Genomic DNA, 16,676 nt, shown 5'->3' on the forward strand with positions numbered 1-16,676 from the left:
CGCAGTAGCTAGGTACACTTGCCGTGAGACAAACTTAGACGTTGAAAGGTGCAACCATGACCGAACCAAATCCAATGAACCAGGCTAATGACATGAACGAGCTGCTGGCCCAGGCGGCACGCGTACAGGCTGAATTGCAGAAGGCTCAGGAAGAAATCCTCGCAGCCAAGGTAGAGGGCACCGCGGGCAACGGCCTGGTCAAGGTCACCATGACCGGCGGCGCGGAGCTGCTGGACGTAACCATCGACCCGTCCGTAGCGAATGCCGATGACGTAGAGACCCTTCAGGACCTCATCATCGGAGCTTTCAAGGACGCTCACGCCAAGGCCGGTCAGCTGGCTCAGGAAAAGATTGGTCCGCTGTCCCAGGGCATGGGTCAGTCCCAGCAGGGCTATGACGGGCCATCCTTCCAGGATGTATTCGGTGGCGGTCAGTAAAACCTGCCCCTCGCTAACCTAGACTTAGACGCCGGATGAACCTCCTCTAGGGGAGACATCCGGCGTTTGTCATGACTTTGATGAAAGGACCATGCCGTGTTTGAAGGCCCACTACAAGATCTCATCGATGAGTTCTCCCGCCTGCCGGGTGTGGGACCTAAGAGTGCCCAGCGCATTGCCTTCCACGTGCTGCACATGGACCCGGAGGACGTAACGCGCCTGCAAAACGCGCTGGGCGCGGTGCGCGATGGCGTGACGTTCTGCAGAATCTGCAGCAATATTTCCCGCGAGTCCGTGTGCCGCATCTGTGTGAACTCCCAACGCGACGCGGGGACCATCTGCGTGGTGGAGGAGCCGAAGGACATTCAGGTCATCGAGCGCACCGGTGAATACACCGGCCGCTACCACGTGCTGGGCGGCGCGCTGGATCCGTTGGCGAATATTGGTCCAAAAAACCTGAATATAACCCAGCTCTTGCAGCGCATAGGCGGGGTCCTGCCGGACCGTGAGTTGGCGGATTCCACACCGGACAATCCACTCTATGATGAGACGCCTTCCATCAAGGAGGTCATCCTGGCTACGGACCCTAACACGGAGGGTGAGGCCACCGCGGCATACCTGGTCAGGCTGTTAAAAGACTTCCCGGATTTGAAGATCACGCGGTTGGCCTCGGGAATGCCGCTGGGCGGAGACCTGGAATTCGTGGATGAACTCACGCTATCGCGTGCGTTATCCGGCAGGCTGACCGTGTAAAGATGCCGGAAATAAGACACTTCGGCGCGGCCCACTGATCGCGGTGAGCGCGGGCGCCGCAAAAGGCGCGCGCCCCGCCCAGCCCATTGCGTGTGGCGGCCCGGTGCCGCCGCGCGGCCGTCACCGCCGCCGTGAATTGCGGGAACGCAAGCCTCTAGCCGCGCAGTTGCGGAGCTTCTAGCGCCATGGAACCGCAGTGCGTTGCCGGGGCGAGCCTTTATGAGGGCTAGGACATGCGTTCCTTGCGCAGCTGCTCCACGGCCGGAATATCCAGCGGTTCCAGTTCCTCGAGGCTTTGGCCGGTGGCCTGGGCGAAGAGTAGATCGGCGAGCTGTGGATTGCGGGCCAACGCCGGACCGTGCATGTAGGTGGCCACAACGCTGCCCTGGACGGCGCCCTCCGAGGTGACCTGGACGGCCGCATCCGGAAGGTCTTCGGTTGCGGCCTTATCGGAATTGCCGGTGCCGCGGGTGACGGTGCCCAAGGGCTTAGCCTCTGGGCCCAAAATGGTGGCGCCCATGTGGTTTTCGAAGCCGGTCAGGCGCTCGGTCAGGCCCGCGGTAATGCCGGTGCCGGTTGGGGTGGAGGCTACCTCGCCGATGGAACGTTCCTGCAGCGGGGTGGTGGTGGCATCGATGAGGCCCACGCCGTCCACGACGCGGCCCGAGGCGCGGAAGGATTCACCTAGGACTTGGAAGCCAGCGCAGATTGCAAGAATTGGCCGGCCCGCGTTGGCGGCGCGGGTGAGGCCGCCATCCGCGATGATGTGTTCCGCGGCCAGAATCTGCGCCACGTCCTCGCCCCCGCCAAGGGTGTAGATGTCCAGGGTCTCAGGGATGGGCTCGCCCAGGCGGATGGTGTGGATGGTGGCATTCCAGCCGCGCATGCGCGCGCGTTGGCGCAATACCAGCGCATTGCCGTCATCGCCGTAGGTACCCAGGACGTCCGGCAGTACCAGACCAATATTGAGCTCATTAGCCATTGGTGGCCTCCTTGTCTGCCTGCTCTGCCTTCTCAACTGCGGCGGCGCGCTCCAGCGCCTTCTTCAAATCACGAAACGCCGTGTAGTTTGCCAGGACCTCAACCCGGCCGGGCGGGCAGGACTTAATAGCCTCGACCGGGTCCTTGATGAGCTCGTGGGAAATGTCCGCGTAGACCAGGCGCACTGCGAGGTCCGTGCCGCGCTCGCCGGAGGCCTTGACGGCAATGCCCTCAAAGTGCTCGAATCTAACGTCCCACAGCCAGGACATGTCCACGCCATCGGCAACTTGCCCATTGGCCGCGATGACCAGGCCATCTGCGTCGCGGTCCACCATGGACAGGGCTTCCTGCCAACCTGCGGGGTTCTTGGCCAGCAGGAGACGGATTTCATGGTCTCCCAAGTGGACGGTGGAGTAACGGCCGGCCACGTCGGCGACGGACTCTGCGGCTTTGACGGCGGGTTCCAGCTCCACGCCGAAGCCCTCAACCGCGGCGGCGATAGCCTGTGCCGCGTTGCCACGGTTGGCGCGTCCCGGCAGCGCCAGGTTTAGTTCCGAGGTTCCTTGTGGGGTATGCAGGCCCTCTTCATCTACAACCCAGGAAGGCGTAGGGCGGCGGAACTCGCGGCCGTCCGGCAGCGGCTTAACCGCGTACCAGTCACCGTCCGAGGAGACAATGTGGCCGCCGGTTCGCGGGCAAGAGACGGAATCGCCGAGCCAGCCGGCGCCGGCGGAGACCCAAATGACCTTCTTTGCGTCAAAGGCGACCGAGGTCATCAACACGTCATCGCAGTTAGCAATCACCAACATGTCTGGGTTGGCTTCCACCGCGCCGCGCAGCGCGCGCTCAATTTTGTTGATTTCACCCACGCGGTCCAGCTGGTCACGGGAGAGGTTGAGCAGCACCAGTGCCTGTGGCTTGAGCTTTTCAGCCACGTGCGGCACGTGCAGCTCATCTACTTCCAACACGATGCGGGATGCGTCCTTGCCCGCCATGAGCGCGGAAATGATACCGGCATCCATGTTGTCGCCGCCATCGTTGGTGGCTACGGTGTACGCGGAACGCATGGCGGCCGCCAGCATGCGGGTAGTGGTGGACTTGCCATTGGTGCCGGTAACCAGCACCGCCGGACGCCCAGCGCCCAGTGAGGTCATGATATTGGGGTCAATGGCGCCAGCGATCAAACCGCCAATCATGCCGCCCGCACCGCGGCCAGTTGCGCGCGATGCGGTGGTTGCCAGCGTCGCCGCCGTGGTAGCCGCCTTGGTGCGCAGCTTCTTTAGCGAACCAGGAAGTGAAAAACTCATGGTCCTAGGTTACGCGTTTGGGCCTAAGAATTACCGTTCCCGCGACCGTTGCCGGAAGAATTTCGCCTACGGCGACCACGCCCACCACGCCGACGCTGGTTTTTCTTCCCGGAATTTCTTCCGCCGTCACCATTAGCATTCTTCGGCTTGTTTTTCGTGTTCCCTTTCGCTGAACCCTCGGATGGATCCTTGGCTCCGCCGCCGGAGCCATGGGTGGGCCTCTGGCTGGATTTTTGTCCGGATTTTTGGCCGGGTTTCGTTCCCGAACCGCTCTTGGATGAGCCGGTGCTCGAACGGCGGCGGGCGCTGCGGTTGTTGGAATTAGGAACGTGCTTGCCCTCACGTTCCTTCTTCTCCGGCGCGGGAATCGCGTCCTGGATGCGCTCCAGGGCCTCCATGAAGGCCACATCGGACATCAGCGGGATGTTCTTGCGCACCGCGTGCATGGGCTTGCCCACGAGATCCGTGGTCACGTTGCACACCACGAGTGAAGACTCACGCGAAAGCTTTTCCACGTAGTTGAGCTCGGCCTTGACCAGCGCCTCGATGATAACGTCCGGGTCCATCTCAATATCCGGCGCCACCACAATCTCCATGCCGCGGATAAGCTCCTTGCCCGGCTGATAGGTGCCCGGATTATGGTGCATGCGAGGAGCGTTAATCGCCTCATTGCGGATCATGGAGCGCTGCAGGCCAAAGCGGTCCGCGCGCAGCTTTTCCGGGTCCATGGTGGCTAGGTTTCCGCGCTCGCGTTGGGCTGTAGCCAACGCGATGAGGTTGAGCGTTGCCTCGCGGGAAGTCTCTGCTTCCGGGCGACTGGCGCGTTGCGGCGTGGCCTGCGGCGCCTCTACGTCGAGGCCATAGGCCAGCGCTACGGCGTTGAGGCGGATGTCAGTCAGCTGTACGGCCTGGCGGCGCGCGGTGGCCAAGGTGTCAATAATCGCCGCGGGGTTAGGGATGTGCCCCACCTTCTGGCGGCGGCGCCGATTGCGATTACGGCCGCGGTTGCGCGCACGGTTTTGCCGGGCGGCGGCGGTCATGGCGCGGCGGGCCTCGGAGACCACAAAGCCCCACGTATAAGAAGTGTCATGGAGAATGAGCGTGCGGCCATCGATGAGTTCATCCAGGGTTTTGAGCACGCCGGAAAAGGGCTGGCCCTCCGCTACCTCTTCAGGGGTAAGGCCGTGCTGATGTTTGGGTCCGCAATCGCCGTCCGGGTTGAATACCACGTGAAACTCTTCGCCATGCTCACCGGATTCACTGAGCGTGACCGCATCGAGCGTGATCAGCCTGCTTGTCGCCGGATGAATGCCGGTGGACTGAATAGTCAGTGCAATAAAGGGGAAAGCCGCCTGGGGGTCCTGCTCATCGGGGCATGCCGAATCAGCGGGTGGCGTTCCCGCTGCCTGGCGAAAATCATGCGGCTTTATCATCCCGTCCAGTGTAGTTCACCGGGGCGTGATTCTTGTTACCCGGCGCACTCAACCGCGGTATCGGGCCCTCGCACCCATTTATGCGAATTCCTACATCCGAGCGACCTGGAGGTGCCGTTTAAGGCCTTTTAAGGAACAGGACTTGCCCCGCCTGGTCGAGGCAGAAACAGCGCGGCCTCCCAATGCCGACAGTGGCCGTTCACAGTGCGCGAATAACAAGGTGAATCCCCGCTTGAGAGTGAATAGCAAAGGCGTCCACGCGCGAGCTCGTAATCGAGCCGGGTGGACGCCTTATATAAGCGGGTTACAAAACCTTAGGAATTGAAGGCGCGGTTGACGGCGGAGGTAATCGCGCGCAGGGACGCATTGGTGGTAGAACCTGCGGTGCCAACACCCCAGACCTTGGTGCCGTTGACATCGGCCGCGATGTAACATGCGGCCTCAGCGTCATCGCCGGCGGAACGGGACTGCTGGGAGTACTCCAGGACCTCCAGGTCAATGCCCACGGCCTCCAGTGCATTGGCGTAAGCCGCGATAGGGCCATTGCCGGTGCCCTTGAGCTCCTTCTCCTCGCCGTTGTAGATGACCTTCGCCACCACATCCACGTCAGCATCGATGGTCTCGGCGTTATGGATGGTAATCGCCACCTGCTCCAGCGGGGTGGTGCGGTCCAGGTATTCCTTGGCGAAGATGTCCCACATGGCCTTGGAATTAACCTCGCCGCCCTCAGCATCGGTGACGCCCTGGACGATGGAGGAGAACTCAGCCTGCATAGCGCGAGGCAGGTTAATGCCGTGGTCCGTCTTCATGATGTAGGCCACGCCGCCCTTGCCGGACTGCGAGTTCACGCGGATAACCGCCTCATAGTCACGGCCAACGTCCTTAGGATCGATTGGCAGGTAAGGAACCTCCCAAACGGTTTCGCGCAGCTCCTCCCAGGACACGTCAGTGTTATTAGCGCCTGGGCGAACCTTGTTCGCCAGCGCATCCAGGCCCTTATTAATCGCGTCCTGGTGGGAGCCGGAGAACGCGGTGAAGACCAGGTCGCCGCCGTATGGGTGGCGCTCAGGTACGCGCAACTGGTTGCAGTACTCCACCGTTTCACGGATGGTTGGCAAATCGGAGAAGTCAATCTGTGGGTCTACTCCCTGGGTCAGCATGTTCAGCCCCAAGGTCACCAGGTCAACGTTGCCGGTGCGTTCGCCGTTGCCAAACAGGCAGCCCTCAATGCGGTCCGCGCCGGCCATGTAGCCCTGCTCGGCTGCGGCGATACCCTCACCACGGTCATTGTGCGGGTGCAGGGAGATGATGATGGACTCGCGGTTGTTTAAGTTGCGGTGCATCCACTCAATGGAATCCGCGTACACGTTAGGGGAGATCATCTCCACCGTGGATGGCAGGTTGATAATCATCGGGTTATCAGGGGTGGCGCCCATGATTGCCACTACCTCATCGCAGACTTCCTTCGCGAAGTCCAGTTCGGTGCCGGTAAAGGACTCAGGTGAGTATTCCCAGCGCCAATTGGTCTGAGGGTAGTCCGCAGCAATGCTCTTGATCAGTTCTGCTGCGTCCGTAGCCAGCTTCTTAATCGCCGGCTTGTCCTTGCGGAATACAACCTCACGCTGAAGCTTGGAGGTGGAGTTGTAGAAGTGCACGATCACGTTTGGTGCGCCCTCACATGCCTCGAAGGTGCGGCGAATCAGGTGCTCGCGGGCCTGAACAAGAACCTGGATGGTGACATCTTCAGGGATCTTGTTCTGCTCGATGATTTCACGCACAAAGTCAAAGTCAGTCTGTGACGCGGAGGGGAAACCAACCTCGATTTCCTTGTAACCCATCTTCACCAGCAGATCGAACATACGGTGCTTGCGTTGTGGGGACATGGGGTCAATCAGAGCCTGGTTTCCATCACGCAGATCCACCGCGCACCACTGCGGCGCATGGGTGATCTTTTGGTCCGGCCAGGTGCGGTCCGGCAGGACAATGTCCTCTACCTCCTTGGCGAACGGCAGGTAGCGGTCGATTGGCATCGAGGATCCGCGCTGCTTATTCCATGCCGGCTGGCCTTCGCGGCGTGGGCCAGATGGGGTGGTGATTTCGCGAGGGGCGGAGATAAATGAGTCATTAGGTGACATGGCGGAGTTTTCCTTAAAAAGTGGGATGTTGTGACCACGACCGGCAACACGAGACTCCGCGCCGGGGTGCCAGCCGTGTAGGTAGGTCTAAATCCCGTCGCGGCAAATAAGAAGTAGGTTTGCCCGGTTCAACATGAGACACACTATAGCCCGGGCCGGCGGGGGACAGGGCGGTCTAGCGCTTGAAGCACACTTTTGGGGGTGACGTGCGACATATTTTTAGCTTGCTCTAAGTGATATGCCGCCCGCTCATTTTTCAGGTTCTTTTCGCCCCGTGTCATGCGTCGCATTGGGTTCCCGGTCGCACCTCCGGTTTGACCTGCGGAAAACCTGCAGGCGTCACCCTTTGCCAGCGGCTTTATAAGTTTTTTCTGAGAAATTACTGTGCGGCAAATCTGCGTAGCTAAGAGTTGTCAGGGAAGTCCGCATTTGACCCCGAAAAATTAGGCGTGAGCTGCATGAACTTTTGTTGCTATATTCATGATAATTATCCAACCTTTCTGAGGGGAAAGTATGTCTCTCCTCGGCTTATTAGACAAGGTTTATCGACATGGCTAAACATAGGTATGTATCGTCTCGCGCTCGCCGCCGTGGACTATCAATCGCTGCCAGCGCAGTCACCGCATCGCTCGTGATGCCGATGGTGCAACCGGTCATCCGTCCCGAACTTGCCCCCATTGCCCAGGCTCAGGAGACTCAGCCATCGCAGGACGGTAACTCGCCCGTAAACGAATCCGGTAACAGCACGGTCCAGCGCATCAACGCCGACGGTATAGCCTCCGGCGTCGTGACAAGCATGGATCAGCTGAACAACTATGTGTGGGTCAACCGCCAGCGAGATGCTAACGGTGGCAACTACGGCGGCATGGTTGGCGGACGCCTGTTCGCCCCTGGCGCTGGTGACTTCCAGACTTTCAATGGAAACTCCGAAGGCCTCAACGGCCTGAAGGTGCTGGCGCAGTGGATGGATGAGGATGGCACTGTATCGCCAATCTATGAGGCCACCACCGCCAACCTGAGCGGCTTGTCCGGCGGTGACGGTTCCTATGTTTTCCACTTCCCGAACTTCACCGATGAGAATGGCAACATTCACGAGTTCTACGCCCGCCCGTATCAAGTTCGCGTCAAGTTGTGGCTGGCCCCTGGCCAGAAAAACCCAGAAACCGGCCTGGAGCTGGGCACGCTGCGTTCCGTTCCGGGTGCGAATGTAGGCCTGAACAACGAAGGTGACGGCGGCGCGGGCATGTGGACTAACATCCCGCAGTCATTTGTCTACACCGGCGTGTTTACCTACGAGTACCCCCAGGCGGATCCGGCTGCCCCGAACGGTGGGATCTACCTCCACGCTCCATCGGGTGATCCCCGCCGCCATGATTCCGCGGTCCAGGGCCGGGTTGATGGTTCTTTCGCCGATGAAAACCGTGGTTCGGTCAGCGGCCGCGTGTGGTGGGAGACCGGTGCCAAAGACGTGGGCCTGCTGAACTTCCCCAACTCAGCCGGCGAAACCTTCTTCCGTGCGGGCGAAGCCCGCGTGGTGACCTCCGTGCTTACCCCGGCCGGTGTGGCCGCCATGCGTGGGATTGATCGTGACCTGACCCGCGCCGAGCAGGCCGCTATCCAGCGTGAAATCCTGGAGCAGCACCCTGAATACATCATGGAGACCGTGGTGGCCTACACGGATGATGAGGGCTACTACTCGGCTGTGTTCAATAACAAGGACTGGGACTGGCGCTACCTGTACCAGCACCTGGAAACCAGGGATTCTGATGGCAATTGGCAGGTGCAGTCTGCATACTCCAGCTACATCGACGCCATGTACGGCAAACCTGATGCCCAGACCAACATCCCGCAGCTGTGGCAAGCCGCCCGCCATAGCTGGTACAACATGCACTTCGCCGTGGTGGCTCAGCCAGAGCACAAGCTGATCTTGGACAAAGAACGCGCTTTCACTGGTGATACGGTAACCCCAGCGATCTCCGCGAATATTCCACGTGAAGCGAAGGCGGAGATTGTGTGGCGCAACGCCGCCGGCGAGGAAATCGCTAGGCACTCCGTCAACTCGGCTAACTACGAAGAAGACGCGCTCAGTAACGCCGCTTTCTCAATCCCTGCAGGTTTGAGCGCGGATACTACCTACCGCGCCGAGCTGGTCATCGACGGCTTCATTGTTGCCGCCGATTCCGTGGCATACAGCGTCAACGGCCCCAATAGCCAAGCCGCGCAACACGCGCCGTACTACGAGACGGTATACATCAATGAGCGAACCTCGCTTGGCGGTATAGCCCGTAACAATCTGACGAACATGGGCTTCATCGCGAACGCGGATACGCTTCCCGCCGGAACCACTTTTTCCGTGCCAGAGAACGAGGGCGAACAGATGGTTCCAAACCTCCGCGGTCGTGGCATCAGTAGTGATGATGATAACGATGGCGGATGGTGTGGTGGCGAACAGGGCCAAGAATGCACTCGGGCATCGGCGGTGTTCGTTGGAAAAGCGAAAGAAGCAATAGATCAATACGGCGAGGACTCACCGTTCGCCAAGAGCGCGATCAGACTAGGTGTTCGTACGAGCAGCACTCTAACCTACGATAAGGCGGTCCCAGGCTCCGAGGTTCGCATTCCGGTCACGGTGAGCTACCCCGATGGTTCCAGCGAGGTCATCCAGGCCCACTTTGTCTACGACGACCCGGAGGATCCTCAGAATCTTGAGGATGCCCAGAAGTACTCCACGTCCTATGCGGGTGTCAGCGTAGAGGTTTCTGCTGAGGCCGGTGCAACCGCAACACTTACTCCCACCGTCAGCCAGTACGACGAAAATGGTGCAGCGACCCCAGCACCTGCCGACGCCGTGCAGAGCTATGCTATTGATGCCAGCGCGGCCGACTGGCCAGCTATCGCCAATGCAGATGATGTCACCATCAACAATGCTGGTCAATTGAACTGGAACGTCCCCGCAGGTACGCAGGCCGGCGCCTACCAGTTCCCCGTAACGGTGACCTATTCTGATGGAAGCACCGCTAAGGTGTACGCGCCGGTCACTGTTACAACGGTAGCCTCGGCGGCGGAGACCAACGCGATTCCTGCTTATGCTGAAACCAGCGTGTTCCCTGGTGAGGAAGCAACAGTTGGCGCGCCAGCGTATGCCGAAGGTGAAGTTGCTCCAGAAGGTGTGACGTTCGGCGACGTGATTGCAAACGCAGATGGCACGTCGCGCTACCCATGGGCAGATGTCCAAGATGACGGCACGATCCAGCTGGCGCCGGGCTTGGATGTGGAGCCTGGTACCTACTACATTCCTGTTCAGATGGTCTACGCTGATGGGTCAATCGAGCAGATTTATGCTCCGGTTACCGTCAAGCCGCTCAGCGAGCTTGTGGGCTTTACGATCGGTGCAACCGACGCCGTGGTCGGCATCCCTGCAACGAGCCCCGAGCCTATCTTCAACCCGCTAGAGGGCGAGGGCGGGGCAGCCAAGCCTGAAGGCACCAAGTTCGCTGCAAGCGAGGAGGGGCAGCCGGAAGGATACACCCCTGCCGACTCGGCCGAGAACATCGAGCAGGGCCAGTACTACGTGAACCCTGATACCGGTGAAGTAACGATTAATGCCCGCCCCGAAGATTTCGGTGTGCCGGTAACCGTGGCTATTACCGCGACCTTCCCTGACGGCAGCACCGCTGATGGCAGCGCTACCTTTAATGTTGCGGAAGCTCAGAACACGCAGTACACCCCCACTTACGCTGAGGTTGATGGTGTCCCGGGTGCGGTTGCCGTAGCAACTCCGCTGTTTGGCGATGAGGCTGATGCGCCGGAGGGAGTAGGTTTCGAATTCACGGGCGGAACCCCTGAAGGCTTTACGGTGAAAGGCAGTGCCGATGAAGTAAGCGCACCGGGTGATGTGTTTATTGATCCCGTCACCGGTGAAATCACTGTTGTTCCGCGCAATGAGGACAGGGACTCTGCCCTGCGCTTGCCGGTGACTGTAACCTACGTGGATGGTTCCACCACGGTTGTTGATGCAGTAATTAACGTTGGCGACCAAGCCGGTTCTGTCGAACCTTTCTACCCCAATGGTGATGGAACAAGGGGTGAGGAAGTAACCCTCAACCTCGAACTGCCCGAACAGCAGAACTGGCCAGCGGGAGACCGTACCTTCGAGGTCACTGCAGGCGATGCGGTCCTGGGCGACGATGGAAGCATCACCGTGACTGTGCCTACCGATGGTGAAGTGGGCAGCGCTGTAACCGGAACCGTAACCGTTACATACGCTGACGGTTCCACCGATGAGGTTCCATACTCTGTCAATGTGGCCAACACCCCGTTGGAGGTCGGCGAACTAGAGCCTCAGACTGTCGTTGAAGGCAATGAGATTGCCCCAGTAATCCCGAGCGCCACCGGCGATGCGCCAACCGTTGCTATCAACGGCGAACTTCCTGCTGGCCTTACCTTCGAGAATGGGACGCTAACCGGCACGCCAGCTATTGACAATTGGGCCGAGGAAGAGGAAACCCGCGACCTGGCGGTTACCTTCACAATCACGGATGAAGGCGACGAGAATGCAGCGGAGCAAACTCTAACCATCACTGTCTTGCGTGATACGGATGACGATGGTGTCCCTGATGTTGATGATGGGGATGATGATGGTGACTCGATTGCTGATGAGGTAGATGAGTCTCCTAAGGAGTTCACTGTTACTGGCATTGGTGCTGTTGAGGATCAGACTGTGGTTGAGGGCAATCCGGTTGTTCCGATTCCGGTTGTGCCTGTGAATCCGGATTCTGAGGTTGCGGTGACGGTTCCTGAGGGTCTGGTTTATGACCCGGAGGCTCGTGAGGTTACTGGTGTTCCGGTTGTTGAGGAGTGGGATGCTGATGAGGAGTCTCGTGCGGTAACTGTTGAGGTTGCGGTTGAGAATCCGAATGGTGAGGTGGTTTCTGAGCAGGCCACGGTGACTGTCTTGCGTGATACGGATGACGATGGTGTCCCTGATGTTGATGATGGGGATGATGATGGTGACTCGATTGCTGATGAGGTAGATGAGTCTCCTAAGGAGTTCACTGTTACGGGCATTGGTGCTGTTGAGGATCAGACTGTGGTTGAGGGCAATCCGGTTGTTCCGATTCCGGTTGTGCCTGTGAATCCGGATTCTGAGGTTGCGGTGACGGTTCCTGAGGGTCTGGTTTATGACCCGGAGGCTCGTGAGGTTACTGGTGTTCCGGTTGTTGAGGAGTGGGATGCTGATGAGGAGTCTCGTGCGGTAACTGTTGAGGTTGCGGTTGAGAATCCGAATGGTGAGGTGGTTTCTGAGCAGGCCACGGTGACTGTCTTGCGTGATACGGATGACGATGGTGTCCCTGATGTTGATGATGGGGATGATGATGGTGACTCGATTGCTGATGAGGTAGATGAGTCTCCTAAGGAGTTCACTGTTACGGGCATTGGTGCTGTTGAGGATCAGACTGTGGTTGAGGGCAATCCGGTTGTTCCGATTCCGGTTGTGCCTGTGAATCCGGATTCTGAGGTTGCGGTGACGGTTCCTGAGGGTCTGGTTTATGACCCGGAGGCTCGTGAGGTTACTGGTGTTCCGGTTGTTGAGGAGTGGGATGCTGATGAGGAGTCTCGTGCGGTAACTGTTGAGGTTGTTGTCACGAATCCTGGTGGTGGTTCGATGACTGAGGAGATTGTGGTCACGGTTGAGCGTGATACGGATGGCGATGGTGAGCCTGATCTGAGGGATTCGGATGATGACAATGATGGTGTCTCCGATATCGAGGAAATTGAGAAGGGCAGTGATCCGAAGGACGATGGTTCCTTCCCGGCGACTCCGATGGTTCCGATTACCGGTATTGAGGATGTTGCTCCTCAGACGGTGACGGAAGGTAAGGAGATTGAACTCATTGAGGTCAATCCTGTGAATCCGGAGTCTACGGTTGTGGTGACGGTTCCTGAGGGTCTGGTTTATGACCCGGAGGCGCGTGAGGTTACTGGTGTTCCGGTTGTTGAGGAGTGGGATGCTGATGAGGAGTCTCGTGCGGTAACTGTTGAGGTTGTTGTCACGAATCCTGGTGGTGGTTCGATGACTGAGGAGATTGTGGTCACGGTTGAGCGTGATACGGATGGCGATGGTGAGCCTGATCTGAGGGATTCGGATGATGACAATGATGGTGTCTCCGATATCGAGGAAATTGAGAGGGCAGTGATCCGAAGGACGATGGTTCCTTCCCGGCGACTCCGATGGTTCCGATTACCGGTATTGAGGATGTTGCTCCTCAGACGGTGACGGAAGGTAAGGAGATTGAACTCATTGAGGTCAATCCTGTGAATCCGGAGTCTACGGTTGTGGTGACGGTTCCTGAGGGTCTGGTTTATGACCCGGAGGCGCGTGAGGTTACTGGTGTTCCGGTTGTTGAGGAGTGGGATGCTGATGAGGAGTCTCGTGCGGTAACTGTTGAGGTTGTTGTCACGAATCCTGGTGGTGGTTCGATGACTGAGGAGATTGTGGTCACGGTTGAGCGTGATACGGATGGCGATGGTGAGCCTGATCTGAGGGATTCGGATGATGACAATGATGGTGTTTCCGATATCGAGGAAATTGAGAAGGGCAGTGATCCGAAGGACGATGGTTCCTTCCCGGCGACTCCGATGGTTCCGATTACCGGTATTGAGGATGTTGCTCCTCAGACGGTGACGGAAGGTAAGGAGATTGAACTCATTGAGGTCAATCCTGTGAATCCGGAGTCTACGGTTGTGGTGACGGTTCCTGAGGGTCTGGTTTATGACCCGGAGGCTCGTGAGGTTACTGGTGTTCCGGTTGTTGAGGAGTGGGATGCTGATGAGGAGTCTCGTGCGGTAACTGTTGAGGTTGTTGTCACGAATCCTGGTGGTGGTTCGATGACTGAGGAGATTGTGGTCACGGTTGAGCGTGATACGGATGGCGATGGTGAGCCTGATCTGAGGGATTCGGATGATGACAATGATGGTGTCTCCGATGAGGTGGAAATTGAGAAGGGCAGTGATCCGAAGGACGATGGTTCCTTCCCGGCGACTCCGATGGTTCCGATTACCGGTATTGAGGATGTTGCTCCTCAGACGGTGACGGAAGGTAAGGAGATTGAACTCATTGAGGTCAATCCTGTGAATCCGGAGTCTACGGTTGTGGTGACGGTTCCTGAGGGTCTGGTTTATGACCCGGAGGCGCGTGAGGTTACTGGTGTTCCGGTTGTTGAGGAGTGGGATGCTGATGAGGAGTCTCGTGCGGTAACTGTTGAGGTTGTTGTCACGAATCCTGGTGGTGGTTCGATGACTGAGGAGATTGTGGTCACGGTTGAGCGTGATACGGATGGCGATGGTGAGCCTGATCTGAGGGATTCGGATGATGACAATGATGGTGTCTCCGATATCGAGGAAATTGAGAAGGGCAGTGATCCGAAGGACGATGGTTCCTTCCCGGCGACTCCGATGGTTCCGATTACCGGTATTGAGGATGTTGCTCCTCAGACGGTGACGGAAGGTAAGGAGATTGAACTCATTGAGGTCAATCCTGTGAATCCGGAGTCTACGGTTGTGGTGACGGTTCCTGAGGGTCTGGTTTATGACCCGGAGGCGCGTGAGGTTACTGGTGTTCCGGTTGTTGAGGAGTGGGATGCTGATGAGGAGTCTCGTGCGGTAACTGTTGAGGTTGTTGTCACGAATCCTGGTGGTGGTTCGATGACTGAGGAGATTGTGGTCACGGTTGAGCGTGATACGGATGGCGATGGTGAGCCTGATCTGAGGGATTCGGATGATGACAATGATGGTGTTTCCGATATCGAGGAAATTGAGAAGGGCAGTGATCCGAAGGACGATGGTTCCTTCCCGGCGACTCCGATGGTTCCGATTACCGGTATTGAGGATGTTGCTCCTCAGACGGTGACGGAAGGTAAGGAGATTGAACTCATTGAGGTCAATCCTGTGAATCCGGAGTCTACGGTTGTGGTGACGGTTCCTGAGGGTCTGGTTTATGACCCGGAGGCTCGTGAGGTTACTGGTGTTCCGGTTGTTGAGGAGTGGGATGCTGATGAGGAGTCTCGTGCGGTAACTGTTGAGGTTGTTGTCACGAATCCTGGTGGTGGTTCGATGACTGAGGAGATTGTGGTCACGGTTGAGCGTGATACGGATGGCGATGGTGAGCCTGATCTGAGGGATTCGGATGATGACAATGATGGTGTCTCCGATGAGGTGGAAATTGAGAAGGGCAGTGATCCGAAGGACGATGGTTCCTTCCCGGCGACTCCGATGGTTCCGATTACCGGTATTGAGGATGTTGCTCCTCAGACGGTGACGGAAGGTAAGGAGATTGAACTCATTGAGGTCAATCCTGTGAATCCGGAGTCTACGGTTGTGGTGACGGTTCCTGAGGGTCTGGTTTATGACCCGGAGGCGCGTGAGGTTACTGGTGTTCCGGTTGTTGAGGAGTGGGATGCTGATGAGGAGTCTCGTGCGGTAACTGTTGAGGTTGTTGTCACGAATCCTGGTGGTGGTTCGATGACTGAGGAGATTGTGGTCACGGTTGAGCGTGATACGGATGGCGATGGTGAGCCTGATCTGAGGGATTCGGATGATGACAATGATGGTGTCTCCGATGAGGTGGAAATCGATAAGGGCAGTGACCCGAAGGACAAAGGTTCCATTCCGGTCGATCCGGAATCTGATGTCCACGAGCCAAGCTACGATTCCACTGCGGTAACACCGGATGGCACCGCTACCACGAATGATCCATTCGAGGGCGAGCCTGAACTCAACGAGGTGACCACTTCGGAGGTTGACGGCTGGACCTTCACTACGGATCCGGTCACCGGCCAGATCACTGCGGTGGCACCAAGCCTCGAGCAGTTGGCCGATGCCTGGGATGACGCCGTGGCTAAACTCGGCGATGCGCCTATCTTCGACCAGCTAGTTGCAGAGCTGGGCGACCTGCTTAACCCAACCATCCAGGTTGACGTGACCTACGGTGACGGCACCCAGGACCTGGGTAAGGAGGCTAGCTTCATCCTCACCGATGCAGATGGCACCCCGGGGCTCGATCCTTCGGGTGACTTTGATGCCGATGGGGTGATGAATGCGGACGAGCTGGAGAACGGGACCAACCCATTCGAGCCTGACTCGGATGACACGATTGTGGTTCCGCCGGTCGGCGGTTCCTCGCTCAATGAGAAGTGCATCCCAACCGGATTGGCCGTTGGCCTGCCGTTGCTCCTGCTGATTCCGCTGGGCCTGGCTAACCAGATGAACATCCCGGGTCTAGAACAGCTGCAAGCCCAGGTGGGTCGCGAGATTAACAAGGTGAATAATCAGCTTCGGGATCTCAACACCCAGGCTCAGAAGCGCTTGGGTATCTGGCAAGAAAACAACCAGGTCATCAATGAGATCAACCGCTTGCTGAATTCTGATTTTGCACGTACCACCGCTGCGGTGGTCGCCGGAGCAATCATCCTTGGGCTGCTGATCAATAACTGCGCGTCGGGCGGTTCCTCTTCCGGCTCGTCTGACACTGACGCAGGGGCACCAAACGAGGGCTAAAGCGTAAAAACGCCTCAACCCTTGGGGTAGCTAGGATGGGGTGCCCGCCGCACTCCATCCGCCCTTAAAGGGGCA

At 58.3% G+C, this 16,676-nt stretch carries 8 protein-coding genes; 4 read left to right on the forward strand and 4 right to left on the reverse strand.

Annotation, left to right across the window (positions count from 1 at the left end; genetic code table 11):
• The first annotated feature begins 56 nt into the window (after positions 1–56).
• Positions 57–437, forward strand: a complete 381-nt coding sequence (locus CENDO_RS00940; RefSeq protein WP_136140362.1) for a YbaB/EbfC family nucleoid-associated protein — start codon at positions 57–59, stop codon at positions 435–437.
• 96 nt (positions 438–533) lie between these two features.
• Positions 534–1,190: a recombination mediator RecR gene (locus CENDO_RS00945; RefSeq protein WP_136140363.1), complete on the forward strand. Its 657-nt coding sequence runs from the start codon at positions 534–536 to the stop codon at positions 1,188–1,190.
• A 226-nt stretch (positions 1,191–1,416) separates the two neighbouring features.
• Here CENDO_RS00945 and CENDO_RS00950 read toward each other — a convergent pair whose 3' ends face one another.
• The 4 genes from CENDO_RS00950 to leuA all read right to left on the reverse strand — a co-directional run bounded on the left by CENDO_RS00950 (position 1,417) and on the right by leuA (position 7,046).
• Entirely contained in the window at positions 1,417–2,172 is a 756-nt protein-coding gene (locus CENDO_RS00950) for a type 1 glutamine amidotransferase (RefSeq protein WP_136140364.1), read from the reverse strand.
• On the reverse strand, positions 2,165–3,478 hold the full coding sequence (locus CENDO_RS00955) for a Mur ligase family protein (protein WP_136140365.1): 1,314 nt from the start codon (positions 3,476–3,478) through the stop codon (positions 2,165–2,167). Before CENDO_RS00955 ends, CENDO_RS00950 begins: the two co-directional genes overlap by 8 nt.
• 23 nt (positions 3,479–3,501) lie before the next feature.
• A complete protein-coding gene (locus tag CENDO_RS00960) occupies positions 3,502–4,911 on the reverse strand; it encodes a DNA polymerase III subunit epsilon (protein WP_210726548.1) in 1,410 nt (469 codons plus the stop codon).
• A 314-nt stretch (positions 4,912–5,225) separates the two neighbouring features.
• Positions 5,226–7,046 (reverse strand): 2-isopropylmalate synthase, encoded by a 1,821-nt coding sequence (gene leuA, locus CENDO_RS00965; protein ID WP_136140366.1) that lies wholly within the window; start codon positions 7,044–7,046, stop codon positions 5,226–5,228.
• A gap of 550 nt (positions 7,047–7,596) precedes the next feature.
• Between leuA and CENDO_RS00970 the strand changes: the two genes are divergently transcribed.
• A complete protein-coding gene (locus CENDO_RS00970) occupies positions 7,597–13,323 on the forward strand; it encodes a Rib/alpha-like domain-containing protein (RefSeq protein ID WP_136140367.1) in 5,727 nt (1,908 codons plus the stop codon).
• Entirely contained in the window at positions 13,278–16,601 is a 3,324-nt protein-coding gene (locus CENDO_RS00975) for a hypothetical protein (RefSeq protein ID WP_136140368.1), read from the forward strand. The genes CENDO_RS00970 and CENDO_RS00975 overlap by 46 nt, the downstream gene beginning before the upstream one ends.
• The last annotated feature ends 75 nt before the right edge of the window (positions 16,602–16,676 follow it).

Origin of the sequence: Corynebacterium endometrii, from assembly GCF_004795735.1 — a bacterium.
Lineage (GTDB): Bacteria > Actinomycetota > Actinomycetes > Mycobacteriales > Mycobacteriaceae > Corynebacterium > Corynebacterium endometrii.